The sequence below is a fragment of the Streptomyces sp. SCSIO ZS0520 genome, from assembly GCF_025643355.1.
Classification (GTDB): Bacteria; Actinomycetota; Actinomycetes; order Streptomycetales; family Streptomycetaceae; genus Streptomyces; species Streptomyces physcomitrii.
Genome location: NZ_CP092644.1, coordinates 798,103 through 822,224, shown reverse-complemented (window position 1 = coordinate 822,224; position 24,122 = coordinate 798,103). Strand labels below are relative to the sequence as shown.

Sequence of the window (24,122 nt, the reverse complement as noted above, 5' to 3'; positions counted from 1 at the left end):
AGGTGCAGCACGCTAAGGAAACACCCGCCGGGGGCCGGCTCCACCGGGCCCGCGCCCTCTACCGGAACGTCTCCAAACGGCGGACCGCCTGGCTGCTGCTCAAGGACACCGTCAACTCCTGCATCGAGTACCGGGTCCTCGGCCTCGCCGCCGAGGCCGCCTTCTTCACGCTGCTGTCCGTGCCGCCGCTGCTGCTCAGCATCGTCGGCCTGCTCGGCTACGTGGACGCCTGGACCGGCACCGACACCATCGCGAGCCTGCAGACCAACCTCCTGGAGGCCTCCCGTACCGTCCTGTCCGACCAGGGCGTCAAGGAGATAGCCCGGCCGATCCTGGACGACGTCCTGAAGGGCGGCCGCCCCGACGTCATCTCGATCGGCTTCGTGATCGCGCTCTGGTCCGGCTCCCGGGCGGTCAACGTCTTCATCGACACCATCACGGTGATGTACGGACTCGACGGGGAGCGCGGCATCGTCAAGACCCGCCTGCTCGCCTTCCTGCTCTTCCTCGTCGCCCTGGTCATCGGCTCGGTGGCACTGCCGCTGATGGTCGCCGGCCCGGACGCGGTGGTGCAGATCGTGCCCTGGTCGGAGACGGCCGTGCAGATCCTGTACTGGCCCGTGGTCCTGGTCCTCTCGGTGGTCTTCCTCACCACGCTCTACCACGTCTCGGTGCCCGCCAAGTCACCCTGGGTGGAGGACGTCCCGGGCGCCCTCGTGGCCCTCGCGATGTGGGTGCTCGGCAGCGTCATCCTGCGGGTCTACCTGATCAACACCGTCGAGGGCCCCTCCATCTACGGCTCGCTCGCCGCACCCGTGGCGGTACTGCTGTGGATCGGGGTCTCCGCCTTCGCGGTCCTGGTGGGCGCCGCGGTGAACGCGGCGATCGACCGGGTCTGGCCCTCGGTCGCCACCGCGGCGGCCCGCGAGGCCCACGCCGCCCGCGGCCCCAGGACCCCGGAGGGCTCGCACCTCAGGCGGCTCCCGCGGCGTCCCGCCCCGCACCCCACGGAGTACGGCCAGGACGACGAGGCCGCCGAGGACGACGCCCCCGACATGCCCTCCGAGTTCCCCGAGCGCTGGTCGAAGTTCCTGCCCCCGGACGACCTCACCGGACGCCTGCGCACCCACGCCAAACCGCACCAGGAGGGCCCGGGCCCCGAGGAGCGGTGAGCCCGGTCCGGCGCCCGCGCGTAGCCTGGTGACGTGTACCGCGAACGCCCCGCCCGCCTCGACGGCGCCCAGGTCTGGAGCCGTACACCCGGCCCCGGCCCGGTCTCCGCGGTGCTGCCCGACGGCTGCATGGACCTGCTGTGGGTACGCGGCCACCTCTACGTGGCGGGCCCGGACACCCACGCCTTCCGGCCCGGCGCCGCCGAAGGACCCCTCGGCCAGGATGCCGCCATGGCCGGGGTCCGCTTCCCGCCCGGCCGCGCCCCCGCGGTGCTCGGGGTACCGGCGCACGCACTGCGCGACCAGCGCGTCCCCCTCGCCGAGCTGTGGCCCGCGGCCGAGGTGCGCGAGTTCACCGCCCGCGTCGACGCCGCCCGGGACCCGGCCGCCGCGCTCGAGGCCCTGGCCCTGCGGCAGGCGGCGCGCGGCGGACCTGCCGACCCGCTGCTCACCCGGCTCGTCGCCGCCCTGGACGCGGGCGGCAGCGTCGCCGCCACCGCCGAGGCGGCCGGCCTCGGCACCCGGCAGCTGCACCGCCTCTCCCTGGCCGCCTTCGGCTACGGCCCCAAGACCCTCGCCCGGATCCTCCGCCTCCAGCGCGCCCTCGCCCTGGCCCGCGCGGGCACCGCCTTCGCCACCACGGCCGCTCTCTCCGGCTACGCGGACCAGGCCCATCTCGCCCGTGAGGTAAGGGAGTTGACGGGCATGCCGCTGGGCGAGCTGCTCGGCCGCGAGGGCTGAGAAGCCTCCGGCCGCACCGTGGGGGCGGCGGTGCTCAGGGCTGGGCGGGGGCCCGCGGGCTCAGGGGCGTACGAAGCAGAACTCGTTGCCCTCGATGTCGTACAGCACCTGGAAGGAGCCGTTCTCGTCGGTGACGATCCCGCCGGACCGCTGGGCACCGAGCTCCTCGGCCCGCAGGCTCGCCTCGGGGATCGAGTCCACCTCGATGTCGACATGCAGCCGGTTCTTGCCGCTCTTGGGCTCCGGCACCCGCTGGAAGGCGAAGCGGACGGTCCCGGGCGCCTCCAGCGGGGCGTCCAGATACGACCAGTCGGCGGAGCGGTGCACGGGCTCGCCGCCGAGCAGCCCGGCCCAGAAGACCGCCAGGCTCCGGGGCTCCGCACAGTCGAAGACGATCTCGTCGAGTCGGACGCGCATGGGGCCACCCTAGGGGGTGCCGTCACCGTCCCCGGCCCGGGCCGATCGGACCGCGGAACCGACTTGCGCGGCACGGCCGTACGGACGGCGCCGGGCCCCGCGGGCCCGGCGTGATCCGGACGAGCGGTCCTACCCCTGCGCCCCGCCCAGCCCCGCGTACAGGCTGACGCCGTTGCCGTCCGGGTCGAGGACCACGGCGTACCGCTGGCCCCAGTCCGCGTCCCAGGGGTCCTTGGCGCTCGTGGCGCCCGCCGCGACCAGGGCCGCGTGCTGGGAGTCGACCTCGGCCGGGCTCGCGCAGCGGAAGGCGAGGCCGATGCGGCCCTCGCCGGAGGGGGCCCGCCAGTCGGGCTGGAAGGAGCGGATCACCTCCTCGGAGTCGAAGAGCAGCCGCATCCCGCCGGGGAGTTCGACCTCGACGTGCGGTGCGGACTCGGCGCCCTCGGGGATGCTGAGCCCGAGCCGCCGGTAGAAGGCGAGGGTGGCGGGCAGGTCGGAGGCGACCAGGCCGACCACGTCGAATGTGGGAGTCATGCTCCGCAGCGTAGGCACGGCGGGCGGCGCGGGTCTTGAAGGAATCGGACACGGCGCCCGGCCGCCCACCGCGCGGTGCGGCAGGCACCCGAGCACCGTCACTCAGCCCGCTGGGGAGCCTCGCCCGGGAGCCGCCGCTCACCCCTGAAGCACCTCGAAGGTGAAGGCGAACCGCGCCCGTGCCACCCGGAGTCGGTGGGCGGGCAGTACGCCGGGGCCGCAGGAGGCCGAGCCGATGCCGTGCTGGCCGTGGTCCAGGTTCACCCGCACCGACTCCCCGGGGACCAGGTCGGTGAGGTGGCGGGCCGCGTCCAGTTCGGCGGTGCTCCAGCGCCGGGCCGTGAACCAGAACTCCGGGTCCCCGGTGATGCGCAAGGCCCGGTCGCCGTCGGTGAGTTCGGCCCAGCGCACCCCCGCCCGGGCGCCGTTCTCCTGCGGCCGTACGTACCGGGTCTGGAGCGCGTCGACCTCCCGCTGCCAGCGGCCGAGCCGGGCGCCGCCGCCGGTGTCCGGATAGGACTCGCCGGGCCCGGCGCCGAACCAGCGCACCCGGCCCAGCGTGCGCGGGAGCGCGAGGCCCAGGCCGAGCCGGGGCAGCGGCAGCTCCCACTCGCCCTCGGGGGTGACACTCACCGCCACGGTCAGCCGCTCGCCGTCGGAGGTCCAGCGCAGCTCGGTCGCCAGCGCCAGGTCGGTCGCGTCGGGAGCCACCCGCCCGCGCACCACCACCGCCCCGTCCGCGCTCTCCACCGCGTCCACCCGGTGCCGCATCCGGTCCAGGCCCAAGGCCCGCCACCGCCGGGCGAGTTCGGTCTCCGGCAGCCAGGGCGCGCCGTTGTCGTTGTCGGTCGGCGCCCGCCACACCTCCACCCGGGGCCCTCGCACCGGCACCCCGCCCACCGAGACCAGCCCGCCGGTACGGGCGTCCAGGACGCCGGGGCCGAGGAGGAGGCTGCCGTGGGCGGCCCGCGGGGCGGTGCCGGTGGCGGGCGCGGGGGAGCGGCGCGCGGTGTCCCGGACCTGGCCCCAGGCGATCTCGTGGCCGCGCGGTGCCCAGTCGGCCGCCTCGCTCAGGACGGCGCTGACGGTCCAGTACGACTCGCCGCCCGGGCGCGGGGTAGCGGGCGCCGGGGGCAGCTTCACCTCGGCCTGCTCGCCGGGCTCCAGCGGCGGCACCTCCAGGCGCCCGCCGGACAGCTCCTCGCCTTCGGCCTCGTAGGCCCAGGTGAAGGTGAGGTGCCCGAGGTCCAGGACGTCGTGGAGGTTGCGGATCCGTACCGTACCGGCGCTCTCGCCTGCCTCGATGCGGACCGGGGCGATGACCCGCTTGTAGTCGTCGAGGCCGGGTGAGGGGGTGCGGTCGGGCAGTACCAGGCCGTCGCAGACGAAGTTGCCGTCGTGCAGCACCTCGCCGAAGTCGCCGCCGTAGGCGAAGCCGAAGCGGGGGTGGGCGAGGCCGTGGTCGATCCACTCCCAGACGAAGCCGCCCTGGCAGCGCGGATAGGTCTCGAAGAGCCGCTGGTACTCGGCGAGCCCGCCGGGGCCGTTGCCCATCGCATGGCCGTACTCGCAGAGCAGAAAGGGCAGTTCGGCGCGGGCGGGCGGTCCGTCCCGGTCCTCGCCGCGGCCGATGCGCCCGACCTCCTCGTGGTCCGCGTACATCCGCGAGTACATGTCGGTGTCCGCGCAGGACCGGTCGCCCTCGTAGTGCAGCGGGCGGCCGGGATCGCGCCGCCGCGCCCAGTCGGCCATCGCGGAGAGACCGGCGCCGGTGCCGCACTCGTTGCCCAGCGACCAGACGATCACCGAGGGGTGGTTCTTGTCCCGCTCGACGGTGCGCGCGATCCGGTCGAGCAGGGCGGGGGTCCAGCGCTCCTCGGTGACCGGGTTGCCGCGCCAGCCGACCGCGTGGAAGCCGTGCGTCTCCAGGTCGCATTCGTCGATCACCCAGAGCCCCAGCTCGTCGCAGAGGTCCAGGAAGGCCGGGTGCGGCGGATAGTGGCTGGTGCGGACGGCGTTGATGTTGTGCCGCTTCATCAGGAGCAGGTCGGCGCGCATGGTCGCGTGGTCCAGGGCCCGGCCGGTCTCCGGATGGAACTCGTGCCGGTTCACCCCGCGGAAGAGCACCCGGCGGCCGTTTGCCTTCAGCAGCCCGCCCTCGACCGCGACGGTACGGAAGCCGATGCGCAGCCCCACCCGCTCGCCCCCGGTGGCCAGTTCACCCTCGTACAGCCGCGGGGACTCCGCGCTCCACGGCTCGACCGGCAGCGTCGCCGGCTCCCCGGTGGCGAGGTCGAGCCCGAGTTCCGGCACCCGCACCCGCCCCGGCACCGTCGACTCCACCCGCAGGGTGCCCTGGCCCCGCTCGTGGTCGTAGGAGGCGTGCACGAAGTGGTCGGCGGCGGTGCCGTCCGGCCGGTGCCAGAGGTCGACCTCGCGGAAGATGCCCGGCAGCCACCACTGGTCCTGGTCCTCCAGATAGCTGCCCGCGGACCACTGGTGCACCCGTACCGCGAGGACATTGCGGCCGGTGCGCAGCAGCCCCCCGACGGCGAACTCGTGCGGCAGCCGGGAGCCCTTGAACTCGCCCAGCTCCACCCCGTTCAGCCAGACCCGGGCGCAGGAGTCCACCCCCTCGAAGCGCAGCACGCTCTCGCCGCCCGCCGGCCAGTCCTCCGGGAGCGCGAAGTCCCGCAGATGGTCACCGGTCGGGTTCTCGTCCGGCACCCGCGGCGGATCGAGCGGGAAGGGATAGGGCGTATTGGTGTACGCGGGCGCCCCATGCCCCTGGAGGACCCAGTGGCCCGGCACCTCGATCCGGTCCCAGTCCCCGCTGTCGTACACCGGGTCCGCGAAGGAGTCGTCGTGGGCGTCCGCCCGCGGGGCGAGCCGGAAGCGCCAGCTGCCCGAGAGCGGCAGCCGGGCGGCGTCGGTGCGGGCACAGCCGGTGCGCGGCGGCAGGCACCCGGTGCCGGGGGCCACCTGCTCGTAGTAGGGGAGGGCTGCCTTCGCCCGCGGTGCGCTGCTCATCGCTCTCCTCGCCGGTGGTCCGGGTGCGCCGGGGGGTCCCGGCGGCGGCCGGTCGCGCGCCACGCTAGGACGTAGGACGTCCGGTGTTCAAGGGCGGCGGGGCGCGCCGCCCGGCCCGGCCGGTGTGCCGGGGGTCACGTGACCCGAGCCGGGAACGGGTCCGCCGGAGCGAAGGCATACCGTGAGGGGAGCGCGTCGGCGCGGGGACCCCGCACCGCCGCCTCGCAGTACCCGGGTTTCTAGAGGCAAGGGAGACGACATGGGCGCCGGCCGCACCGCGTTGGTCGAGGATCTGATGGAGCGGTTCCCGCATGTACCGCGTGAGGCGGTCTTCAAGGAGGACCTGCTGCGCGGCGGTATCGCCTTCGACGAGTCCGCGCTCAGCGACAACGAGGGCGGCGACGTCAAGCCGAAGTCGTACTTCATCTTCTCCTTCGACCACGGCACCCTGCCCGAGCTGGGCGCGGCCGCCCTGCGCCGCCCGCCCGAGGAGATCGTCCTCACCGGCGGCCCCTACGAGCTGCGCCGCACTGTGGTCTCGGTGCGGGTCAACCCCAGCTCCCCCTACCGGGTCGCCGCCGACGAGGACGGCATGCTCGGCCTCTACCTCGACGGGCAGCGCATCTCGGACGTGGGCCTGCCGCCGATGCCGGACTACTACCGGCACACCCTGGACAACGGCAAGTCCGTGATGGAGGTCGCCCCCACCATCCAGTGGGGCTATCTGATCTACCTCACGGTCTTCCGGGTCTGCCAGTACTTCGGCGCCAAGGAGGAGTGCCAGTACTGCGACATCAACCACAACTGGCGCCAGCACAAGGCGGCCGGGCGGCCCTACACCGGGGTCAAGCCGGTCGAGGAGGTCCTCGAAGCCCTCGCCATCATCGACAAGTACGACACCGCGAAGTCCTCCACCGCCTACACGCTGACCGGCGGCGCGATCACCTCGCACATCGGCGGCCGGGACGAGGCCGACTTCTACGGCCAGTACGCCAAGGCCATCGAGGAGCGCTTCCCCGGCCGCTGGATCGGCAAGGTCGTCGCCCAGGCGCTGCCCAAGGACGACGTCAAGCGCTTCCACGACTACGGGGTGCAGATCTACCACCCCAACTACGAGGTCTGGGACCGCCGCCTCTTCGAGCTGTACTGCCCCGGCAAGGAGCGCTACGTCGGCCGCGACGAGTGGCACCGCCGGATCCTCGACTCCGCCGACGTCTTCGGCGCCCGCAATGTCATCCCCAACTTCGTGGCCGGGGTGGAGATGGCCGAGCCCTTCGGCTTCACCAGCGTCGACGAGGCGATCACCTCCACCACGGAGGGGCTGCGCTTCTTCATGTCGCACGGCATCACCCCGCGCTTCACCACCTGGTGCCCGGAGCCCACCACCCCGCTCGGCAAGGCCAATCCGCAGGGCGCCCCGCTGGAGTACCACATCCGGCTCCTCGACGCCTACCGCTCCACCATGGACGAGTTCGGCCTCTCCTCGCCGCCCGGATACGGCCCCGCGGGCCCCGGCCGCGCGGTCTTCTCCGTCAGCTCCTTCATGGACAGCCTGGACCCCTCCCGTACGCCGGAGGAGAACCGCCCGGCCGCCGACTCCCCGGCGGCGGAGGCCTGATCACGCCCGGCGGGGCGCACCAATGGCGGCGCCCCGCCGAACGGCCTTGCGGGCCTGCCCGGTTGCTCGGCGGTGTCCGTCCGGCTGGTGATCACCGGTGCCGTGCGGACCGCGAGGGGCGAGGGCCGGTCGTCGCTCAGCCGGCCTCGCGTCGGCGGTAGCGGATATGCGTGGTCAGCGGTGAGTGGAGCACCTCGACGGGCTCGAAGGCGAAGGCCTCGACGCCGTCGAACAGGCGCTCGCCGCTGCCGAGCAGGACGGGTGCGATGTCGAGGGTGAGCTCGTCGATCACATCGGCGTCGAGCGCCTGCCGCACCGTCGAGGCGCCACCGGCGATGTCCACACCCCTGCCGTCGGCGGCTTCGAGGGCCCGCGCGTAAGCGGCGTCGAAGCCTTCGGTGACGAAGTGGAAGGTGGTCCCTCCCGCCATCCTGACCGGTTCACGGGCGTAGCGCGTGAGCACGAAGACCGGGGCGTGGTACGGGGGTTCGGAGCCCCACCACCCCTCCCATGCCTCATCCCACTCCCCGCGGACGGGCCCGAACATGTTCCGGCCCATGACGTAGGCGCCGCGCGGGCGCATCAGCCAGCTGTCGGCCGTCTCGTCGGCTCCGGTCGCGCGCGGGTCGCCGATATGCCAGCCGTGCAGCTCCTGGCCGCGCTTGCCCAGCGGATGGTCTCGGCTCTGCTCGGGTCCGGCGACGAAGCCGTCGAGCGAGATCGACATGTGGCAGGTGGTGTCGGTCATCAGCTTCTCTCTGAAAGCAGCGGTTGCGCGGTGCCGTGAGGTGATCGGACCCCACGACACACACAGACTGGCAGAGGCGACCGAACTCATCGCGGACCGCGAAGCCGTCGGCGTCCTGGCCGCCGCGCGATCAGGCGGACCTGCGCGGTGACCGCCGCGGGAGCCCGGCCCCGACCCGGCCGGGGCCGCCCGTACCGGGCACAGCGGTGGACGGCCGCCCGTACCGGGCCCAGCGGTGGACGGCCGCCCTCGACGCCTTCGCGATCACTTTCGAGGGCCGACCCGTCACCGCACCGCCCGGCTCGGCCGCGCCGCGCACCGCGGGCATCGCGCGGGGCTTCGACGGCACCCCTTAGGCTCGGGTCGTGGCTTTCATCCGCCTCGTGCGTACCTCGCCCCACGACCCGGCCGAGACCTGGCGCCGCCTGACGACCTGGGAGCAGCACGCCGGGGGTGTGCCGCTCACCCGCATCACCGTGCAGACCGGACCCCCGAACCGGACCGGCACCCGCTTCCTCGCCCGGACCGGCCTCGGCCCGCTCGGCTTCGACGACCCGATGGAGCTGGTGTCCTGGCAGCCCCCTCGGGACGGCGAACCGGGCCACTGCCGGATCGAGAAGCGCGGCCGGATCGTCACCGGGCACGCGGAGATCGCCGTGCACCCGGCGGCCGGGTCCGGGTCCCGCGCCCAGTGGCACGAGGAGATCCGGCTGCGCGGACTGCCCGCCTTCTGCGACCCCGCGCTGGCCTTCGCCGGACGGCTCCTCTTCGGCCGGGTCCTGGACCGCCTGCTCCGCGACCGCCCCTCCGGCTGAGAGCGGCGCCGGGCCCCACCGCAAGGACTCCCTCGGAGCCGGATCGCGCCGCGAGGGTTCTACGCCACCGGTCGCGCCCCGAGGGCCCCGCGCCTTCGGCCTCGCCGCCGGGGAACCCCACCGCGGCCACGGCCCCCGCACGCCGGTCCCGGCGCACCCCGCGGCCACCGCATAGCGTGACGTCATGCCCCACCCCGTACGCCTCGGATACCCGGCGGCCGCCGCCGTCTTCGCCATCGGCATGGCCGGTACCACCCTGCCCACCCCGCTCTACGGCCTCTACCGCGAGGAGCTGGGCTTCTCCGAGCTGATGGTGACCGTGGTCTTCGCCGTCTACGCGGTCGGCGTCATCACGGTGCTGCTCACCGCGGGGGACTACTCGGACCGCGCCGGACGCCGCCCGGTCCTCCTGCTCGCGCTGCTGCTCTCCGCCGCCAGCGCCCTGTGCTTCCTCTTCGAGGGCGGGCTGCCGCTGCTCTTCGCCGGGCGGCTGCTCTCCGGCTTCGCGGCGGGGCTCTTCAGCGGCGGGGCCACCGCCGCCGTCCTGGACCTGGCCCCGCCCGAGGCCCGTGCCCGCGCCGGATTCGCCGCCACCGCCGCCAATATGGGCGGCCTCGGCTGCGGCCCGCTCCTCGCCGGGCTGCTCGCCGAGTACGCGCCCCGGCCGCTGGCCCTCCCCTTCCTCACCCACCTGGCGCTGCTCGCGCTCGCCGCGCTGCTCCTGCTCGGCCTGCCGGAGACGGTCGAGAACCGCGAACACCGGCCCCGCCCCAAGCCCCAGGGCATGATCGTCCCGCCCGCGGCCCGGGCGGTGTTCGTGCCCGCCGCCCTGGCCGGGTTCGCCGGGTTCTCGCTGCTCGGACTGTTCACCGCGGTCGCCCCCAGCTTCCTCGCCGAGACCCTGCGGGTGCGCAACCTCGCCGTCGCGGGCGCGGTGGTCTTCTCCGTCTTCCTCGCCTCCACCGCGGGCCAGCTGCTCTCCCCGCGGCTCGGTGTCCGCCGCGCCCTGCCCCGCGGCTGCTTCGTCCTCGTCCTCGGCCTGGCGCTGATCGCCGCCTCGCTGCTCGCGGAGTCGCTGCCGCTGCTGATCCTCGGCGCGGTGACCGGCGGCACCGGCCAGGGCCTCGCCTTCCGCGCCGCGGTCATCTCGGTGGGCACCGCCGCACCGGCGGCCCAGCGCGGCGCCACCGTCTCGGCGTTCTTCGTCGTCGCCTACACCGGCATCTCGCTCCCGGTCGTCGGCGTCGGCGCCCTCACCCTCTGGCTCGGACTGCGCCCCGCGGGCGTCCTCTTCACCGCGATCGTCGCCCTGCTCGCCGTACTGGTCGGCCTGCGCCTGCGCCGGACACCGGCACCCGAGGCGGCCTGAACGCTCACGGAGACGGCCACGGACACGGCTACGAGCCCTCGGCCGTCATGCCGGGCGGCACCCCGCGCGTCCGACTCCCGGTCTCCGCCCTGCCCGGTGATCCCCGGGAGCGCACCGCGGCAACACCCGTCCCCGCCGCCCCCCTGAACACAGATGTGCCCCTGGCCGCACCTGCACCGGCGCACGCGCCCCCCGTGCGTACGCTCGGCGGTCAACTGCTTCCGGACCGCTGCGTTCCGCGCCGATCTGCGCCAGGATGGACGCCACCACTCCTCGGACGGCGAAGCAGAGGTCGAGGCGAGCCATGGCAGTGCGCGGTGGGCTCCGGCAGCGCAGAGCGGCGCTGGAGGACCAATGGACCCGGGTCGTACCGGAGTTGGCGGCGCGCCGCCCGGAACCGGGAAGGCGCCCCGCCCCTCCCGGCGGAAGCGGCGAGAACAGCACAGCGGGCAAGGGCGAGCACAGCGGCGGCGCCCCCGGGGACCCGGGTGACGCGGAGCCCCGCCCCGAGGTCACCGACTCCTGGCGGCGCTCGCTCAGCACCGTCGACCCGGGCCGCGACAGCGCCCCGGTCACCGACGCGGGCGAGGTCGCCCCGCGCTGGGACGGCTCCCCGCTGCGCGGCCCGATCACCGAACTCGCCCCGGAACTGCGCAGCATCGCCGACGACGCCGGATTCATCGCCGCCGTCACCGACGCCTCCGGGACCATCCTGTGGACCTGCGGCGGCCGGGTCATGCGCCGACGTGCCGAACGCGTCAACTTCATGCCCGGCGGCCGCTGGGACGAGCCCGCCATGGGCACCAACGCCCTCTCCCTCGCCCTGCGCACCGGCCGCCCCAGCAGTGTCTTCTCCGCCGAGCACCTGGTCACCGCGCTGCACGGCTGGGCCTGCTACTGCGCCCCGGTCCGCGACGCCGAGGGCCGCACCCTCGGGGTCCTGGACCTGTCCACCACCTGGGACCGCTCCCACCCGCTCGCGATGACCACCGTACGCACCCTGGTCTCCACCCTGGAGGCGCGGCTGCGCACCGAACCGGGCCCCGCTCCGGCCGCCGGGCCCCCGGTACGGCTCTCCTGCCTCGGCCGGCAGTCCGCGGTACGCGAGGGCCGGGTGCTGCGGCTGCCGCCCCGCCAGTGGGAGATCCTGACCCTGCTCGCCCTCGACGACGGGGGCTGGTCCCCGGAGCGGCTGCGCTACGCGGTCTACGGCGAGCGCCCGGTGGCCGCCTCCACCTTCAAGGCCGAGGTCTCCCATCTGCGCAGCACCCTCGGCGGCGGCATCACCAAGGGCACCTACGCGCTGACCGTCCCGGTCCTCTGCGACGCCGCCGAGGTGCTGCGCGCGCTGCGCGAGAGCGACACCGCCGCCGCCCTCGCCCGCTACCGCGGCCCGCTGCTGCCCCGCTCCGAGGCCCCCGGCATCACCGAGTGGCGCGCCCGCCTCGAAGTCGCCGTCCGCCAGGCGGTATTGAACAGCGGGGATCCCGAACACGCCCTCAAATACGGGGAATTGGCGCCCTACGACATCGAAGTCCACGAACACGCCCTGCGGTTGCTGCCCTCCGGCGACAGCAGACGCGGCATCCCCGCGGGCCGCCTGGACGCCGCCCTGCGCAGCTGAGAGCCCCGGCGGCCTGCGCCGCCAACCTTTCACCAACCTCCTCCTCGCACAGTGGGCCCTGGCGACGCGCGGAGCCGCACCGCCCGCGCGTCGCCGTACCGCATCCCGTCATCCGTACCGCACCGAGGAGAGCCGCCATGGTGTACGCGCAGCCAGGAACCGAGGGAAGCCTCGTCAGCTTCGCCCCGCGCTACGAGAACTTCATCGGCGGCGACTGGACCCCGCCCGCCGAGGGCCGCTACTTCGGCAACCCCTCCCCGGTGACCGGCGAGGTCTTCACCGAGGTCGCCCGCTCCACCAAGGCCGACATCGAACTCGCCCTGGACGCCGCGCACGCCGCCGCCGGAGCCTGGGGCCGCACCTCCACCACCGAGCGGGCCAACCTCCTCAACAAGGTCGCCGACCGCATCGAGGAGAACCTGGAGAAGATCGCGGTCGCCGAGACCTGGGAGAACGGCAAGCCGGTACGCGAGACCCTGGCCGCCGACATCCCCCTCGCCGTCGACCACTTCCGCTACTTCGCGGGCGTCGTCCGCGCCCAGGAGGGCAGCATCGCGGAGATCGACGGGGACACCGTCGCGTACCACTTCCAGGAGCCGCTGGGCGTGGTCGGCCAGATCATCCCGTGGAACTTCCCGATCCTGATGGCCGCCTGGAAGCTCGCCCCCGCCCTCGCCGCGGGCAACTGCGTGGTCATCAAGCCCGCCGAGCAGACCCCGGTCAGCCTCCTCCTGGTCGTCGAGCTGATCGCCGACCTCTTCCCGCCGGGTGTGATCAACGTCGTCAACGGCTTCGGCGTGGAGGCGGGCAAGCCGCTCGCGTCCAGCCCCCGGGTGGCGAAGGTGGCCTTCACCGGGGAGACCACCACCGGGCGCCTGATCATGCAGTACGCCAGCGAGAACATCATCCCGGTGACCCTGGAACTCGGCGGCAAGAGCCCGAACATCTTCCTCGGCGATGTCACCGCCGCCGACGACGACTACCTCGACAAGGCGGTCGAGGGCTTCGTGATGTTCGCCCTCAACCAGGGCGAGGTCTGCACCTGCCCCTCCCGCGCCCTGATCCACTCCTCCATCTACGAGGAGTTCATGGCCCGCTGCCTGGAGCGCACCCGGGCCATCAAGGCCGGCAACCCGCTCGACCCGGCGACCATGATCGGCGCCCAGGCCAGCAACGACCAGTACGAGAAGATCCTCTCCTACATCGACATCGGCAAGAAGGAAGGCGCCGAGGTGCTGACCGGCGGCGCCGCCCGGACCGTCGAGGGCCTGGCGGGCGGCTACTACATCGAGCCGACCGTCTTCCGCGGCAGCAACGACATGCGGATCTTCCAGGAGGAGATCTTCGGCCCGGTCGTCTCGGTCACCACCTTCGACTCCGTCGACGAGGCCCTGAAGATCGCCAACGACACCCTCTACGGACTCGGCGCCGGAGTCTGGACCCGCAACGGCAACGACGCCTACCGCCTCGGCCGCGAGATCAAGGCCGGCCGGGTGTGGACCAACTGCTACCACGCCTACCCCGCGCACGCGGCCTTCGGCGGCTACAAGAAGTCCGGCATCGGCCGCGAGAACCACAAGATGATGCTCGACCACTACCAGCAGACCAAGAACCTCCTGGTCAGCTACTCCACCCAGAAGCTCGGCTTCTTCTGATGGCCGCCCCCGCCGACGGCGCTCGCCTGGAGCGGGTCCGGCTGACCGAGGAGGCGGACCGACTGGTCGGCACCCTCACCGAGGTGCACGGCCCCGTCATGTTCCACCAGTCCGGCGGCTGCTGCGACGGAAGCGCCCCGATGTGCTACCCCCGCGGCGAGTTCCGCGTCGGCGCCTCGGACGTCCTCCTCGGCACGGTGGCGGACGGTGTCCCCTTCTGGATGAGCTCCGACCAGTACACCTACTGGCAGCACACCCACCTCACGGTGGACGTGGTCCCGGGCCGCGGCAGCGGTTTCTCCCTCGAAGCCCCCGAGGGCGTCCGCTTCCTCCTGCGCTCCCGCCTCTTCACCGACGAGGAGGCCGAACGCGCGGCGGGGGAGGGGCCGTTGCCCACCGGGGAGTCGGCACCGGAGTGACCGCGGCACCGACAGCGCGGTGAGCAGACACCCCGCGACAGGACGGGTGCGGGCGGGCCGGCCCGGCGTTTCCGGGGCCGCCCCGCCCGCACCGGGCAGAGGTGCGGGGTCCCGGGGTCGGCGCCGGGACCCCGTATCCGCGCCGCCGCCCCACCCGTCACGTGTTGTTCAGCGGCAGCCCCGGCGGATTCACCCGGGAGGTCTTCACCGCCTCGTTGCTGAGGTCCCAGGCGGAGAGCCACTTGGCGTACTGGCCGTTCCTGATCAGGTGGTTGATGGCCGCGGCGATGGGTTCCGCGAGGCCGCTGCCCTTCTTGGCGGTGGCCGCGATCAGGCCCTGGAGTGCGATGCCGGCGCCGGAGAAGGTGCCCGCGTTGCGGGTCGGGTTCGGGGTCTTCGCGGTCTGGGAGATGTGGTAGGCGATGGTGGGATTGGGGTCGAAGTAGCTGTCGATCTTGCCGCCGGCCAGGGCCAGATAGGTGCTGTTGCTGTTCGGGAAGTATTTGACGCGCAGCGTCTTGCCCTCCTTCTTCAGCTTGGACTGCCAGGCGAGGAGGATCCGCTCCTGGTTGGTGCCCGCTCCCACCGCGACGGTCTGCCCGGCCAGATTGCGGTAGTCGCCGTCGAAGTTCCAGCTGCTCTCCTTGGGGACCTCGAACGCCAGGTTGTCCTCGCGGTAGGAGGCGAACTCGTACTTCTTCTTGCGCTCCTCGGTGTCGGTGACATTGGAGAAGGCCACGTCGACCTTTCCGCTGTCGAGGCCGAGGAAGAGGTTCTCCCAGGTCGAGTTCTTCACCTCCGGTTCCAGTCCGAGGACCGCGGCCACCAGGCGGGCGAGGTCGGGCTCGGCACCGGTGAGGGTCTTCTGGTCCTGGCCGATGTAGATCAGCGGCGGGAAGACGGAGGGCAGGGCGCTGGTGCCGATGGTCAACCTGCCTTTGCGGGCAAGCGACTTGGGCAGTCCGGCGCTGATGGACTTCACCTCGGAGACCTTCAGGTCCGTCTGGGTGGCGACACCGTTGGACAGCGCGCCCACCCTGACCACACCGGGCGGCGGCGCGCCGTCCTCCCCGGTGGCCGCGTCGCTGTCACCCCCGCAGGCGGCGAGGCCGAGGCCGAGGGAGGCGAGGGCGGTGCCCGCGGCGAGAGTGCGCAGCAACCGGCGGCGGAGTCGGGACGGGAGCGGGGAGGCGGGACGGGAGTCGGGCATGGCCGGTCCTTGTCGGAGTCGGAGGGGTGGTGTGCCGGAGGGGGAGGCTGCTCGGGCCGGGGGCTTCGCGGCGGTCACAGTGCCGCCTCCCGGCGGGCGCGGACCCGCAGTTCACGCAGCGAGGCCCGGAGCTTCTGCACGGGCGTCGGCTCCAGGGTCCGGGTCGCGCCCCGGGAGTAGTGGCGCTCGACGTAGAACTGCACGATCGAGACGAGGCTGGTCAGGATCAGGTACCAGACGGTGGCGACGAGCAGCAGCGGGACGATGTCGCCGGGGTAGGTGCTGCTCATGCTCTGCACGGAGCCGAACAGGTCGAGCAGGGAGACGTAGAAGACCAGGGAGGTGGCCTTGATCAGGCCGATCAGCTGGTTGACATAGCTCGGGGTGATGGACCGCAGGGCCTGCGGGAGGACGATCCTGGTGAACTGGTGGCGCTTGGGCAGGCCGAGCGCGGCCGAGGCGTCGTGCTGGCCCTGGTCGACCGAGAGGATGCCACCGCGCACCACCTCGGCGGCGTATGCGGCCTCGTTGAGGCTGAGCCCGACCACCGCGACGGCCATGTCGGTGGCGAGCCGGGACTCGTCGAAGGTGAAGAAGGCGGGGCCGAAGGGGATTCCGAGGCTCAGAGTCCGGTAGAGCGCGCTGAAGTTGTAGAGGAAGAGCAGCACCACGATCAGCGGCACGGAGCGGAACAGCCAGATGTAGGTCCAGCTCACCGCCCGCAGCACCGGGCTCCGCGAGAGCCTGCCCAGCGCCAGCAGGATGCCGCCGAGCAGTCCCAACACAGCGCTGTACGCGGTGACTTCGAGGGTGATCAGCAGACCGTCGAGGATCCTCGGGCGGAGGAACCAGTACCCGAAGCGGTCCCACTGGTAGAAGGGGTTGGTGGCCAGGCCGTGGATGATCTGGGCGAGGACCACAAGCACGAGCGCCGTCACGATCCAGCGCCCCGGATGGCGCCGCGGCAGCACGCGCTGCGCGGCGGGAAGTGCGGAGGACGCCGGTTCACCGGACTTCTCGGCTTCGGTGAGGGAGGGGGGTGCGGAGACGCGTACGGGTACGGGCGTCGCGTCGGGTACGGCGCGGTGCTCCGCGCGGTGGTCCGCCTCGGGGTCGGCGGCCGGGCCCGGGGGCGCGGCAGGGCGGGGAGGTTCGCTCATGGAGGACTCCAGCGGATCGGGGCGCCCCGGGCCCGGGCGCGGCAACGGCACACCGGCGGGAGGCAGTTCGGCCGGCGCGGCGCGAAGGACGCACGGGAACGGGGGCGTGCGGGGACGGCGTACGCCGCTGCCTCAGCTGCGCGGGTGATGCCGGTTGCGTCAGTTGCGTCAGTCGAGGCGGCGGCGGCCGTCGGGGACGGGAGGACGGTCGTCAGGAACGGGACGACCATTTCGGCGGGCCAGGTGGGGCGTCGGCCGGCGAAGAGGGCCTTCGGTGGGAAGGACGTGGGAAGGAAGGCCGTCAGCGAGCCGGGAAGGCCGTCACCGGGTCCGGAAGGCTCTCGGCGGAACGCGGGAAGGGCGCCCGGAGAGCGGGAAGGCCGTCAGCCCTGAGGGCGGGCACGGCCCGTGGTGGTACAGAGCGCGCTGCTGACGCGGAGCAGATCGACGCAGTAGTCGGCGCGCAGCAGGACACAGCCGGTGGGCCGCAGTACGGCCGTCCTCGAAGCTGTGTGCATCGCCACCGTCACCGTTCACGGCCCGTGGGCCTCGCGTTGGGGAAGATCACCCGGTCGGGCCGTGGAACTCCCCCTCGCCGTACGGGGGTTGCCCTTGCCGCCCGGCGAATCGGTGCCGCTCGCCGAGCGCTTGACCAGGCCGTGCAGGAGCCACAGTAAGCCAGGCTCCCGGAGGCGGTGTCAAGGTGCCGCCCGCCGCCCCGGCTCGGCCGGTGACCTCGGTGTCCAGGGGGTGGACACCGGACCCCCGGAAGCGCCACCGGGCGGGGCGGGCACCCGGCTTCCGGCACAGCGGCTCCCGGGGCGGGGACCGGCCCTCAGAAGGTCAACTCGTCCGCGCCGAGGTCCTCGAAGAACCCGGCCACGTCCGCCGCACCCACCTCGTCCAGCGTGGCGGGCGACCACCGCGGGCGCCGGTCCTTGTCGACGACCTGGGCGCGTACGCCCTCGACCAGGTCGGGGGAGCGGAGCGTGGCGCAGGAGACGCGGTACTCCTGGGCCAGGGCGTCCTCCAGGGTCGGTGCGGTGCGGGCGCGGCGGACCGCCTCCAGGGTGACCTTGAGGGAGGTGGGCGACTTGCTGAACAGGAGTTCCGCGGTCTCCTTGGCCTCGGGGGAGCCCGCGGCGTGCAGGCGGTCGAGGATCTGCTCGACGGTGGGGGCCGCGTAGCAGTGGTCGATCCACTCGCGCTGCCGGTCGAGGATGCCCTCGGGCGGGGTCTCCCGGTAACGCTCCACGGCTTCGGCTGCCTCGGTGGTCGCCAGGTCCCCGGCGAGGTCGTCCAGGCGCTCGGCGGGGACGAAGTGGTCGGCCAGTCCGCACAGTCGGGCGTCGGCCGCCCCGACCGCGGTGCCGGTGAGGGCGAGGTGGGTGCCGAGTTCGCCGGGGGCGCGGGACAGGAGGTAGGTGCCGCCGACGTCGGGGGCGAAGCCGATGCCGGTCTCGGGCATGGCCACCTTGGAGCGCTCGGTGACGATCCGGAGGCTTCCGTGGGCGGAGAGCCCGACGCCGCCGCCCATCACGATGCCGTCCATGAAGGTCACGTACGGCTTCGGATAGCGGGCGATGAGGGCGTTGAGGCGGTACTCGTCCCGCCAGAAGGCGGCGGCCTCCGCGCCCCCGCGCAGGGCGGACTCGCGGACCGCGCGGATGTCGCCGCCCGCGCAGAGCCCGCGCTCGCCCGCGCCGGTGAGCAGCACGGTGGCGACGGCGGGGTCCTCGGCCCAGGCCCGCAGGGTCTCGTCGAGGCGGTGGACCATCTCGTGGGTGAGGGCGTTGATCGCGCGGGGGCGGTTGAGCACGAGGTGGCCCACCCGGCCCTCGCGGCGCGGGAGTACGGGGGCCTCGGGGTCGGTGTGCGTCATGGTGCGGGTGTCCCTCTCGCCGTCACTCGGCGGCGGCTTCCTCGCCGCCGAAGGCCTCCAGGAGCCGCTGCGCGGCCAGCGTGGCCGTCAACTCGCCTCCCCTGACCTGCTGTTCGACCTCGGGTGCGAGGCGCCGTACCTCGGGGTGCTCCCGCATCCGGGTGAGCAGCTGCTCGCGGACCATCGACCAGGTCCAGTCGACCTGCTGTTCGCGGCGCTTGGCCTCCAGGCGGCCGGTGGACTCGAGAAGGGTGCGGTGCTGTTCCAGGCGCTCCCAGAGGGTGTCCAGGCCGCTGCCCTCCCGGGCGCTGCAGGTGAGCACCGGGGGTGTCCAGGCCGCGTCGACCGGCTGCATGAGCCGCAGCGCACCGGCGAGTTCGCGGGCCGCGGCCTTCGCGTCCCGCTCGTGGGGGCCGTCGGCCTTGTTCACCGCGACCAGGTCGGAGAGTTCGAGGACGCCCTTCTTGATGCCCTGGAGCTGGTCGCCGGTGCGGGCCAGGGTGAGCATCAGGAAGGTGTCGACCATATTGGCCACCGCGGTCTCGGACTGGCCGACGCCCACGGTCTCCACCAGCACCACGTCGTAACCGGCCGCCTCCATCACCACGATGGACTCGCGGGTGGCCCGGGCGACCCCGCCGAGGGTGCCCGAGGTGGGGGAGGGCCGGACGAAGGCGTTCGGGTCCGCCGAGAGCCGCTCCATCCGCGTCTTGTCGCCGAGGATGGAGCCGCCCGTACGGCTGGAGGACGGGTCCACGGCGAGCACCGCGACCTTGTGGCCGAGCCCGGTGAGCATGGTGCCGAGCGCGTCGATGAAGGTCGACTTGCCGACTCCCGGCACACCGGTGATCCCGATGCGCCGGGCCCGCCCCGAGTGCGGCAGCAGATCGATCAGGAGCCGCTGGGCCAGCTCGCGATGGTCGGCGCGGGTGGACTCGACCAGGGTGATGGCGCGGGCGATGAAGGCCCGCGAACCGTCCAGGACACCCTTGGCGTAGCTGTCGATGTCGATCGGTCGCGGCATCGGATCACAGCTCGTGGCCGAGACCGGCGGCCAGGGTCGTCAGCAGGTCGAAGGCGGCGTCCGGGATCACCGTGCCGGGCGGGAAGACCGCCGCGGCGCCCATGCCGAGGAGGGTCTCGATGTCCTGCGGCGGGATGACCCCGCCGACGACGATGGTGATGTCCTCCCGGCCCGCCTCGGCCAACTGCTCGCGCAGCGCGGGCACCAGGGTCAGGTGCCCGGCGGCCAGCGAGGAGACCCCGACGATGTGCACATCCGCCTCGACGGCCTGCCGGGCCACCTCGGCCGGGGTCTGGAAGAGCGGGCCGACGTCCACGTCGAAGCCGAGGTCGGCGAAGGCGGTGGCGATCACCTTCTGGCCGCGGTCGTGGCCGTCCTGGCCCATCTTGGCGACCAGGATGCGCGGGCGGCGCCCCTCGGCCGCCTCGAAGTCCTCGACCAGTTTGCGTGTGCGCTCCACCGAAGGTGACGTCCCTGCCTCGTCGCGGTACACACCGGAGATGGTACGGATCTGGCCCGCGTGCCGTCCGTACACCTTCTCCAGAGCGTCGGAGATCTCGCCGACGGTGGCCTTGGCGCGGGCCGCGTCCACGGCGAGGGCGAGGAGGTTGCCCTCCAGGCCGCCGCCGGACCCCGGTCCCGCCTCGGCCGCGGCGGTCAGCGCCCGCAGCGCGTCCTGGCAGGCCGCCTCGTCGCGCTCGGCGCGCAGCCGCCGCAGCTTCTCCACCTGCTGCTGGCGCACCGAGGAGTTGTCGACCTTGAGCACGTCGATCTGCTCGTCGGTCTCCACCCGGTACTTGTTCACGCCGATGACCGGCTGGCGGCCGGAGTCGATACGGGCCTGGGTGCGGGCCGCCGCCTCCTCCACGCGCATCTTCGGGATGCCCGCGTCGATGGCCTTGGCCATGCCGCCCGCCTTCTCGACCTCCTCGATGTGCTGCCAGGCGCGGTGCGCGAGGTCGTGGGTGAGCCGCTCCACGTAGGCGCTGCCGCCCCAGGGGTCGATGACGCGGGTGGTGCCGGACTCCTGCTGGAGCAGGATCTGGGTGTTGCGCGCGATGCGGGCGGAGAAGTCGGTGGGCAGTGCCAGCGCCTCGTCCAGGGCGTTGGTGTGCAGCGACTGGGTGTGGCCCTGGGTCGCGGCCATCGCCTCCACACAGGTGCGGGTGACGTTGTTGAAGACGTCCTGGGCGGTGAGCGACCAGCCGGAGGTCTGCGAATGGGTGCGCAGCGAGAGGGACTTGACGTTCTTCGGCTCGAACTGCTTGACCAGCTTGGCCCAGAGCAGCCGGGCGGCGCGCAGCTTGGCGACCTCCATGAAGAAGTTCATGCCGATCGCCCAGAAGAAGGACAGCCGCGGCGCGAAGGCGTCCACGTCGAGCCCGGCCTCCATGCCCGCGCGCAGGTACTCGACCCCGTCCGCGAGGGTGTACGCCAGCTCCAGGTCGGCCGTGGCCCCGGCCTCCTGGATGTGGTAGCCGGAGATGGAGATGGAGTTGTAGCGCGGCATCTTCTGCGAGGTGTACGCGAAGATGTCGGAGATGATCCGCATCGAGGGCTGCGGCGGATAGATGTAGGTGTTGCGGACCATGAACTCTTTGAGGATGTCGTTCTGGATGGTCCCGGCCAGCTTCTCCGGGGGCACCCCCTGCTCCTCGGCCGCGACGATGTAGAGCGCGAGCACCGGGAGCACCGCGCCGTTCATCGTCATCGAGACGCTCATCCGGTCCAGCGGGATGCCGTCGAAGAGCTGCCGCATGTCGTAGATCGAGTCGATCGCCACGCCCGCCATGCCGACGTCGCCGGTGACCCGCGGGTGGTCGCTGTCGTAGCCGCGGTGGGTCGGCAGGTCGAAGGCGACCGACAGGCCCTTCTGGCCGGCCGCGAGATTGCGGCGGTAGAAGGCGTTGGACTCCTCGGCGGTGGAGAAACCGGCGTACTGGCGGATCGTCCAGGGCTGGTTGACGTACATCGTCGGGTACGGGCCGCGCAGATAGGGGGCCACGCCCGGGTACGTACCGAGGAAGTCGAGGCCGTCGAGGTCCTCGGCGGTGTACAGCGGCTTGACGCCGATGCCCTCCGGGGTCTCCCAGAGCAGGTCGGCGTCGCTCTTGCCGGTGGACTCGCGTACCGCCGCCTGCCAGTCGGCGTGCGCGCCGCCCGCCGCCTCGTCCGATTCCAGGCCCACGGCCGAGAAGTCCGGAATGGGGCCCGGCTGCCCCGTACTTGACGACATCACGCGACACCCATCTGGTCGAGAAGCGAAGTGAGGACGGCGACCGCGTCGCTGCCCGCGAAGACGAACTCGTCGACTCCGGCCCGTTCGTAGGCCTCGCGGGCCTCGCCCGGGCGGCCCGCGAGGAAGACCCGCTCGGCGCCCGCGCCCTTGAGGGCGGCGGCGACCGCCTCGGCCTGCTCGGCGTAGAGCTTGTCGCTGGAGCAGAGGCAGGCGACCGTCGCGCCGCTCGCGGTGAAGGCCGCCGCGGCGGTCTCGGCGTCGACGCTGACCGGCTCGTGGACCGGCTCGATCCCGGCGGTCTGGAAGAAGTTGGCGGCGAAACCGGCCCGCGCGGTGTGCGCGGCGGCCGGTCCGAGCGCCGCGAGGAAGAGGCGGGGACGTGCGCCGGTGGCGGCGAGGTGCGCGTCCGAGCGGGCCCGCAGCGCCTCGAAGGCCTCGTCGCGGCGCACCCGGGGGAGCCCGCCGCGCGGGGGCTCGGGCGCCGCCTCGCGCTCCACGGACCGCTCGGTCAGATTCGGGAACTCGCTGACGCCGGTGATGGGTTCGCGCCGCTCGGCCAGCTTCGCGGAGCGCTGCCGCCAGCTCGCCGCGAGCCGGTCGCCGACGAGACCGGACCGCAGGGCCTCGGCCTGGCCGCCCGCCCGCTCGATCTCCTGGAACCAGGCCCAGGCCGCCTCGGACAGCTCCCGGGTGAGCTGCTCCACGTACCAGGAGCCGCCCGCCGGGTCGATGACGCGGGCCAGATGCGACTCCTCGATGAGGACGGAGGAGGTGTTGCGGGCGATCCGGCGGGCGAAGGCGTCCGGCAGCCCGAGCGCGCTGTCGAAGGGCAGCACGGTCACCGCGTCCGCGCCGCCGACTCCCGCGCCCAGGGTGGCGACGGTGACCCGGAGCATGTTCACCCAGGGGTCGCGGCGGGTCATCATCACCGGCGAGGTGACGGCGTGCTGGCGCTGGGCACCGGTGGTCCCCGGCGCGCCGCAGACCTCCAGGACCCGGGCCCAGAGGCGGCGCGCGGCACGGAACTTGGCGATGGTCAGGAACTGGTCCGCGCTCGCCGCGTAGCGGAACTCCAGCTGCCCGGCGGCCTGTTCGACCGGGAGGCCGGCCGCGGTCAGCTCCCGCAGATAGGCGACACCGGTCGCGAGCGAGCAGCCGAGCTCCTGCGCGGGCGAGCCGCCGGCCTCGTGGTACGGCAGGGCGTCCACCGTGAGTGCCCGCAGGCCCGGGTACTCGCTGCGGCACCGGGCGGCGAGTTCGGCCGCCGAGGCGGTGAGCGCGTCGAGGTCCGCCGCCTCACCCGTGCGGGCGAGGCGGCTGAGCGGATCGGCGCCGAGGTTGCCGAGGGCGGCGTGCCGGGGGATCTCCTGGTCCTCGTACAGCCGAAGGAGTGCCGGGGCCGCCTCGCGGGAGTCGCCGCCGGTGTCCAGGACGACGGGCGCGAGGTCGAGGTAGACGCCCTCCAGGGCGGTCTTCAGACCGGAGACCGGGATCCCGCCGGGGCCGACCGCCAGCCACAGGGCGCTCACCCCGTTCTCCAGGTCGGCGAGGACCGCGGTGTTCGTCTTCTTCGGGTCGGGGTGCGCGTGCCGCTGGCGCACCTCCCAGCCGGAGACGGCGGTCCCCTCGGGGCGGGCGCCGCGCAGATAGGGGGCGAAGCCCGGGTAGCCGGTGACGGCCGCGGCGTCCTCCGCGGTGTACAGCGGCCGGATGCTCAGCCCGTCCTCCAGGGACGTGGCGAGCGCCTCCTCGGCGGCCGGACCCGCCAGACCCTCCTTGCCCGTCTTGCGCAGGACACCTTCTACGAGGTGCTGCCACTGCTCGCGGGTGGCGTCCGGGAATTCGGCAGCCAGACTGAGTTCGTCGTCGGGGAGGACCGTCATGCGGCACAGGCTAGGGGAGCGGCCGGGGAACCGGCAGCCGTACGTCTCTGTGACCTTCCCCTCCTTGACCCCCCGCTGAGCTGCTGCTGCTCGCCGTGCGTCACCGCTTCCGGACGGCCTGGAGTAGGGGCGGGCCCCAGCGGATTTAGGGGCGGTACGAGGGCTTCCGGTGCGCGCGCCGGGGCGGCTGCGACGGGCGCGGCCGGGCCCCGGCCACCGGGCCCGCGCAGAGCCGGGGGCACGGTCGGCGGACAGGGCTGTCGGGCTCACTCCTCTAGAGTGGCACCCGTAGCTGGTTCGCCCTGTCCGCCAGGCAGCGGCGTCGTAAGAGGGAACCCGGTGGGAATCCGGGACTGCCCCGCAGCGGTGAGTGAGAACGACAGCCGTCACGTGCACTGGGCCCATGGCCTGGGAAGCGACGGCCGGTAGGTGCCTGCCCCGGCAGGCGTGCTCGCGAGTCCGAAGACCTGCCCGCTGCCCGCGCGCCACCGGTGTGCGCGGAGTTCCCGGTGACCTCGAGGGCGGGTCGGCGTGCACGAGGCGAAGCGGCCGCCCGCGCCCTTCCGGCGTACGGCGCCCCGC

The 24,122-nt window shown here is 73.3% G+C and carries 20 protein-coding genes and 1 riboswitch; of the genes, 9 read left to right on the top strand and 11 right to left on the bottom strand.

The window, feature by feature from the left end:
- Nucleotides 1-2: 2 nt before the first annotated feature.
- Both MID12_RS02740 and MID12_RS02735 read left to right on the top strand, forming a co-directional pair.
- Nucleotides 3-1,172 (top strand): YihY/virulence factor BrkB family protein, encoded by a 1,170-nt coding sequence (locus MID12_RS02740; protein WP_263164643.1) that lies wholly within the window; start codon nucleotides 3-5, stop codon nucleotides 1,170-1,172.
- Nucleotides 1,173-1,205: 33 nt separating this feature from the next.
- Nucleotides 1,206-1,913 (top strand): helix-turn-helix domain-containing protein, encoded by a 708-nt coding sequence (locus MID12_RS02735; protein WP_263164641.1) that lies wholly within the window; start codon nucleotides 1,206-1,208, stop codon nucleotides 1,911-1,913.
- Between the two features lie 60 nt (nucleotides 1,914-1,973).
- On the opposite strand, the gene MID12_RS02730 is transcribed toward MID12_RS02735, so the two are convergent.
- The 3 genes from MID12_RS02730 to MID12_RS02720 form a co-directional block, all read right to left on the bottom strand.
- A complete protein-coding gene (locus MID12_RS02730) occupies nucleotides 1,974-2,330 on the bottom strand; it encodes a VOC family protein (protein ID WP_040246486.1) in 357 nt (118 codons plus the stop codon).
- Between the two features lie 129 nt (nucleotides 2,331-2,459).
- Nucleotides 2,460-2,864, bottom strand: coding sequence for a VOC family protein (locus tag MID12_RS02725; RefSeq protein ID WP_040246484.1), 405 nt, complete (start codon nucleotides 2,862-2,864; stop codon nucleotides 2,460-2,462).
- Between the two features lie 138 nt (nucleotides 2,865-3,002).
- Nucleotides 3,003-5,894 carry a glycoside hydrolase family 2 TIM barrel-domain containing protein gene (locus MID12_RS02720; RefSeq protein ID WP_263164638.1) on the bottom strand — a complete coding sequence of 964 codons (2,892 nt, stop codon included), beginning with the start codon at nucleotides 5,892-5,894 and terminating at the stop codon, nucleotides 3,003-3,005.
- Between the two features lie 259 nt (nucleotides 5,895-6,153).
- On the opposite strand from MID12_RS02720, the gene MID12_RS02715 reads away from it, so the two are divergent.
- Nucleotides 6,154-7,512, top strand: coding sequence for a radical SAM protein (locus tag MID12_RS02715; protein WP_052482070.1), 1,359 nt, complete (start codon nucleotides 6,154-6,156; stop codon nucleotides 7,510-7,512).
- A 136-nt stretch (nucleotides 7,513-7,648) separates the two neighbouring features.
- On the opposite strand, the gene MID12_RS02710 is transcribed toward MID12_RS02715, so the two are convergent.
- Entirely contained in the window at nucleotides 7,649-8,260 is a 612-nt protein-coding gene (locus MID12_RS02710; RefSeq protein WP_263164636.1) for a dihydrofolate reductase family protein, read from the bottom strand.
- A gap of 206 nt (nucleotides 8,261-8,466) precedes the next feature.
- Between MID12_RS02710 and MID12_RS02705 the strand changes: the two genes are divergently transcribed.
- The 6 genes from MID12_RS02705 (at nucleotide 8,467) to MID12_RS02680 (ending at nucleotide 14,142) form a co-directional block, all read left to right on the top strand.
- Nucleotides 8,467-8,616, top strand: coding sequence for a hypothetical protein (locus MID12_RS02705; protein WP_263164634.1), 150 nt, complete (start codon nucleotides 8,467-8,469; stop codon nucleotides 8,614-8,616).
- Nucleotides 8,617-8,625: 9 nt separating this feature from the next.
- Entirely contained in the window at nucleotides 8,626-9,075 is a 450-nt protein-coding gene (locus MID12_RS02700) for an SRPBCC family protein (protein WP_263164632.1), read from the top strand.
- A gap of 184 nt (nucleotides 9,076-9,259) precedes the next feature.
- Nucleotides 9,260-10,444: an MFS transporter gene (locus MID12_RS02695; RefSeq protein ID WP_040246476.1), complete on the top strand. Its 1,185-nt coding sequence runs from the start codon at nucleotides 9,260-9,262 to the stop codon at nucleotides 10,442-10,444.
- Between the two features lie 304 nt (nucleotides 10,445-10,748).
- A complete protein-coding gene (locus tag MID12_RS02690; RefSeq protein WP_263164629.1) occupies nucleotides 10,749-12,068 on the top strand; it encodes a helix-turn-helix domain-containing protein in 1,320 nt (439 codons plus the stop codon).
- A 137-nt stretch (nucleotides 12,069-12,205) separates the two neighbouring features.
- Entirely contained in the window at nucleotides 12,206-13,723 is a 1,518-nt protein-coding gene (locus MID12_RS02685) for an aldehyde dehydrogenase family protein (protein ID WP_168542810.1), read from the top strand.
- On the top strand, nucleotides 13,723-14,142 hold the full coding sequence (locus MID12_RS02680) for a DUF779 domain-containing protein (protein WP_040246472.1): 420 nt from the start codon (nucleotides 13,723-13,725) through the stop codon (nucleotides 14,140-14,142). The genes MID12_RS02685 and MID12_RS02680 overlap by 1 nt, the downstream gene beginning before the upstream one ends.
- Nucleotides 14,143-14,299: 157 nt before the next feature.
- Here the strand turns inward: MID12_RS02680 and MID12_RS02675 are convergent, their stop codons facing one another.
- The 7 genes from MID12_RS02675 to mutA form a co-directional block, all read right to left on the bottom strand.
- On the bottom strand, nucleotides 14,300-15,352 hold the full coding sequence (locus MID12_RS02675) for an ABC transporter substrate-binding protein (protein WP_263164625.1): 1,053 nt from the start codon (nucleotides 15,350-15,352) through the stop codon (nucleotides 14,300-14,302).
- 74 nt (nucleotides 15,353-15,426) lie between these two features.
- Complete coding sequence (locus MID12_RS02670; protein ID WP_263164623.1) at nucleotides 15,427-16,512, bottom strand: amino acid ABC transporter permease; 1,086 nt, start codon at nucleotides 16,510-16,512, stop codon at nucleotides 15,427-15,429.
- Between the two features lie 383 nt (nucleotides 16,513-16,895).
- A complete protein-coding gene (locus MID12_RS02665; RefSeq protein ID WP_257786912.1) occupies nucleotides 16,896-17,030 on the bottom strand; it encodes a hypothetical protein in 135 nt (44 codons plus the stop codon).
- 317 nt (nucleotides 17,031-17,347) lie between these two features.
- The gene (locus MID12_RS02660; RefSeq protein ID WP_263164622.1) at nucleotides 17,348-18,394 is read right to left on the bottom strand and encodes an enoyl-CoA hydratase/isomerase family protein; all 1,047 of its coding nucleotides are present in this window, start codon (nucleotides 18,392-18,394) and stop codon (nucleotides 17,348-17,350) included.
- A gap of 22 nt (nucleotides 18,395-18,416) precedes the next feature.
- Nucleotides 18,417-19,418: a methylmalonyl Co-A mutase-associated GTPase MeaB gene (gene meaB / locus MID12_RS02655; protein ID WP_263164620.1), complete on the bottom strand. Its 1,002-nt coding sequence runs from the start codon at nucleotides 19,416-19,418 to the stop codon at nucleotides 18,417-18,419.
- Nucleotides 19,419-19,422: 4 nt separating this feature from the next.
- A complete protein-coding gene (gene scpA, locus MID12_RS02650; protein ID WP_263164618.1) occupies nucleotides 19,423-21,654 on the bottom strand; it encodes a methylmalonyl-CoA mutase in 2,232 nt (743 codons plus the stop codon).
- Entirely contained in the window at nucleotides 21,654-23,540 is a 1,887-nt protein-coding gene (gene mutA, locus MID12_RS02645) for a methylmalonyl-CoA mutase small subunit (protein WP_263164616.1), read from the bottom strand. The genes scpA and mutA overlap by 1 nt, the downstream gene beginning before the upstream one ends.
- A gap of 276 nt (nucleotides 23,541-23,816) precedes the next feature.
- Nucleotides 23,817-24,030: riboswitch (cobalamin riboswitch) on the top strand.
- Nucleotides 24,031-24,122: the final 92 nt, after the last annotated feature.

Bases quoted from the DNA above. Each gene is read 5' to 3' on its own strand.
- scpA (WP_263164618.1), bottom strand. From the start codon at position 21,654: ATGTCGTCAAGTACGGGGCAGCCGGGCCCCATTCCGGACTTCTCGGCC.
- MID12_RS02665 (WP_257786912.1), bottom strand. From the start codon at position 17,030: ATGCACACAGCTTCGAGGACGGCCGTACTGCGGCCCACCGGCTGTGTC.
- MID12_RS02725 (WP_040246484.1), bottom strand. From the start codon at position 2,864: ATGACTCCCACATTCGACGTGGTCGGCCTGGTCGCCTCCGACCTGCCC.
- MID12_RS02690 (WP_263164629.1), top strand. From the start codon at position 10,749: ATGGCAGTGCGCGGTGGGCTCCGGCAGCGCAGAGCGGCGCTGGAGGAC.
- MID12_RS02715 (WP_052482070.1), top strand. From the start codon at position 6,154: ATGGGCGCCGGCCGCACCGCGTTGGTCGAGGATCTGATGGAGCGGTTC.
- mutA (WP_263164616.1), bottom strand. From the start codon at position 23,540: ATGACGGTCCTCCCCGACGACGAACTCAGTCTGGCTGCCGAATTCCCG.
- MID12_RS02675 (WP_263164625.1), bottom strand. From the start codon at position 15,352: ATGCCCGACTCCCGTCCCGCCTCCCCGCTCCCGTCCCGACTCCGCCGC.
- MID12_RS02685 (WP_168542810.1), top strand. From the start codon at position 12,206: ATGGTGTACGCGCAGCCAGGAACCGAGGGAAGCCTCGTCAGCTTCGCC.
- MID12_RS02730 (WP_040246486.1), bottom strand. From the start codon at position 2,330: ATGCGCGTCCGACTCGACGAGATCGTCTTCGACTGTGCGGAGCCCCGG.
- MID12_RS02680 (WP_040246472.1), top strand. From the start codon at position 13,723: ATGGCCGCCCCCGCCGACGGCGCTCGCCTGGAGCGGGTCCGGCTGACC.
- MID12_RS02710 (WP_263164636.1), bottom strand. From the start codon at position 8,260: ATGACCGACACCACCTGCCACATGTCGATCTCGCTCGACGGCTTCGTC.
- MID12_RS02720 (WP_263164638.1), bottom strand. From the start codon at position 5,894: ATGAGCAGCGCACCGCGGGCGAAGGCAGCCCTCCCCTACTACGAGCAG.
- meaB (WP_263164620.1), bottom strand. From the start codon at position 19,418: ATGCCGCGACCGATCGACATCGACAGCTACGCCAAGGGTGTCCTGGAC.
- MID12_RS02670 (WP_263164623.1), bottom strand. From the start codon at position 16,512: ATGAGCGAACCTCCCCGCCCTGCCGCGCCCCCGGGCCCGGCCGCCGAC.
- MID12_RS02695 (WP_040246476.1), top strand. From the start codon at position 9,260: ATGCCCCACCCCGTACGCCTCGGATACCCGGCGGCCGCCGCCGTCTTC.
- MID12_RS02660 (WP_263164622.1), bottom strand. From the start codon at position 18,394: ATGACGCACACCGACCCCGAGGCCCCCGTACTCCCGCGCCGCGAGGGC.